The organism is Thermococcus sp. (assembly GCF_027008145.1).
Lineage (GTDB): Archaea > Methanobacteriota_B > Thermococci > Thermococcales > Thermococcaceae > Thermococcus.
Genome location: NZ_JALTCZ010000076.1, coordinates 1 through 2,612, shown reverse-complemented (window position 1 = coordinate 2,612; position 2,612 = coordinate 1). Strand labels below are relative to the sequence as shown.

Sequence of the window (2,612 nt, the reverse complement as noted above, 5' to 3'; positions counted from 1 at the left end):
CGCCAGAAAACACCTTGAAGAGTTCTACTCCTGGTGGAACGCTAACGTAAACTTCCTGAGGGTGAAGAAGGTCGAGATAATTCCAAACGACCGCTGGGAGTGGGTCTACGACGTTACCGTTGAGCCTTACCACCTCTTCGTCTCCCACGGATTGGTTCTCCACAACACGATAAGCATCTCCAAGGCGGGCATAACGGCAACTTTGAACGCGAGGACGACTGTTATAGCCGCTGCCAATCCAAAGTTCGGCCGCTTCAACAGGCACAAGAGCCTCCCTGAACAGCTCGATCTTCCGCCAACGCTGCTGAGCAGATTTGATTTAATATTCCTCCTCCTCGACGAGCCCGATGAAAAGGTCGACTCCCAGATAGCGGAGCACATCCTTAAAGTCAGGCGCGGTGAGGCAGAGGCCGTAACGCCCAAGATACCCTACGACCTCCTTAAGAAGTACATAGCCTACGCGAGGAAGAACATCCACCCTGTTTTGGGCAGGGAAGCCATGGACGAGATAAAGCGCTATTACGTCAGGATGAGGCGCGGTGCGAAGGGAGTTGATGAAGACGAACTCCAGCCGATTCCCATAACCGCGAGGCAGCTTGAAGCTTTAGTAAGGCTCAGCGAGGCACATGCGAGGATGAGACTGAGCGAGACCGTAACAAGGGAAGATGCGAGGGCTGCAATAGCCATCATGGAGGAGATGCTGAGGACGATAGCGGTTGATGAGGAGGGAGCAATAGACGCGGCGATACTCGAGGTGGGCAAGAGCACGAAGAAGCTCAGCAAGATAGAGAAGCTCATCGACATCATAAAGAACCTCGAAAGTGAGGGTGAGCACGGCGCACCGGAGGACAGGGTTCTTGAAGCTGCAAAGCAGGCGGGCCTCGGAACCGAGAAGGACGTTAAGAAGCTCATAGAAGACCTCAAGAGGGATGCAAGGATATACGAGCCGAGGGCCGGCTTTTACAAGGTGCTTTAACAAAGGTTATAAAGCGTCGCGAAGAGTAGGGAGGGGTGAGAGGAAATGAGCGAGATAGACTTTTACGACTTCGAAAAGCTCCTCGATAAGGCTTACGGGGAACTCCCCGAGAACGTGAAATCCTACAGGTCGCGTTTTGAGGTTCCAGCGGCGCAGGTTACCATAGCGGGCAACAGGACGATAATAGAGAACTTCGTGGACATAGCCGAGGCCATGAACCGCGATCCAAATCACCTCCTCAAGTTCCTGCTCAGGGAAGTGGCCACAGCCGGAACCCTTGAGGGCAGGAGGGCAATCCTCCAAGGACGCTTTACACCCTACCTTATAGCCAACAAGCTCAAGAAGTATCTCAAGGAGTTCGTAATCTGCCCCGTCTGCGGAAGTCCCGACACTAAGATCATCAAGAAGGGCCGCTTCCACTTCCTCAAGTGCGAGGCCTGCGGTGCTGAAACGCCCGTCACACACCTCTGAACTTTTCTTCATTTTCAAGTTTTAGGGCAGTCTAACCCCGGAAAACCCTTTTAAACTTTACAAACTACAAGACCCAGCAACCAAATGGGGGCGTTCTCATGAGCATGGAGGAAAAACTTAGGGAGCTTTACGAAAAGAGGGAGAAGATTCTGGGGATGGGTGGCGAGAAGGCAGTTGAAAAACAGCATGCCAGGGGAAAACTGACCGCCCGTGAGAGGATTGAAAAGCTCCTCGACCCGGGGAGCTTCGTGGAAATCGGGATGTTCGTCAAGCACAGGAACACGGATTTCGGTCTGGACAAAAAGGAACTGCCAGCTGATGGGGTAATAACTGGCTATGGAACGATTGACGGTCGCCTGGTTTTCGTCTATGCCCAGGATTTCACGGTGATGGGTGGTTCCCTAGGCGAGATGCACGCTGCGAAGATAAAGAGAATAATGGAGCTGGCTCTTGAGGCAGGAGCACCCCTTATAGGCCTCAACGACTCCGGCGGGGCAAGAATCCAGGAGGGGGTTGATTCCCTCAAGGGCTACGGCGAGATATTCAAGATGAACACCATTTTGAGCGGTGTTGTACCTCAGATAACAGCTATCATGGGGCCCTGCGCTGGAGGAGCCGTCTACAGCCCTGCCATCGGAGACTTCATCCTCATGGTGGACAGTCAGTCAAGCTTCATGTTCATAACCGGTCCCCAGGTTGTCAAGGCCGTTACCGGAGTTGATGTAACGCCGGTTCAGCTCGGGGGAGCAATGGTTCACGCCCAGAAGAGCGGGCAGGCCCACCTCATTGGAAAGAGCGACGAGGAAGTCCTCGCCCTCATAAGGAAGCTCCTGAGCTACCTCCCCCCCAACAACATGGAGAGGCCACCGAGGGTCAAGACCAGCGACCCGCCCTTCAGGAAGACCGAGAACCTCTACAGCATCGTCCCGGACGATCCGAACAAGCCCTACGATGTCAGGGAAGTCATCTACGAGATAGTTGACCGCGATGAGAAAGGTAACCCTGACTTCCTTGAGGTGCTCCCATACTTCGCACCCAGCGCGGTTGTCGGCTTCGCCAGGATGAACGGCCAGACAGTAGGAATAGTTGCAAACAACCCCAAGTACTTCGCCGGAGTCCTCGACATAGACTCAAGCGACAAGATAGCGCGCTTCGTGAGAACTTG

At 53.9% G+C, this 2,612-nt stretch carries 2 protein-coding genes and 1 pseudogene; all 3 read left to right on the top strand.

The genetic code is table 11. The features are described 5' to 3' along the window. Positions 1–976: pseudogene (locus tag MVD07_RS03585) on the top strand (MCM2/3/5 family DNA replication licensing factor); the annotation flags it as partial. A 45-nt stretch (positions 977–1,021) separates the two neighbouring features. Continuing rightward, on the top strand, positions 1,022–1,447 hold the full coding sequence (locus MVD07_RS03580; protein ID WP_297498759.1) for a translation initiation factor IF-2 subunit beta: 426 nt from the start codon (positions 1,022–1,024) through the stop codon (positions 1,445–1,447). 98 nt (positions 1,448–1,545) lie between these two features. Next, positions 1,546–2,612, top strand: a 1,067-nt coding sequence (locus MVD07_RS03575; protein ID WP_297498757.1) for an acyl-CoA carboxylase subunit beta, incomplete at its 3' end; no start/stop codon positions are given.